1 pseudogene is annotated in these 336 nt (G+C 33.6%); it reads left to right on the plus strand.

The annotated features are described in order from the left end of the window. Positions 1 to 31 precede the first annotated feature (31 nt). Positions 32 to 336: pseudogene (locus VQ048_RS12835) on the plus strand (type VI secretion system baseplate subunit TssG); the annotation flags it as partial.

Raw genomic sequence — 336 nt, forward strand, 5'->3', positions numbered from 1 at the left:
TGAGTTTTTTCGTTTTCGAGTAGATACAGAAATGTTTGAACAAGAGTTGTTTCATGAAATAGCCCATCGATTAGACTCTCGTTTATTTTATAATTTCTGGAAACTTTCAGATGAATTGCCTAGTGAATTGGTATCAAAATTTATACGATTTTTACCCTATACCCATCGTGTGGTTGGGGACATCAATTTAGCGACAGAAATTTTGTCTATTATTTTAGATGAAACAGTTGAAATTGAAGCACACGAGTTTGCTTTATACGAGGACAAAGAAGAAAGTGTCTCATTAGGTAATTTCACATTAGGAGTGGATAGTATCATTGGGAGTCTTTATCAAGA

The sequence above is a fragment of the Bergeyella anatis genome (assembly GCF_036016955.1).
In the GTDB taxonomy this organism is placed as follows: Bacteria; Bacteroidota; Bacteroidia; order Flavobacteriales; family Weeksellaceae; genus JAYWXI01.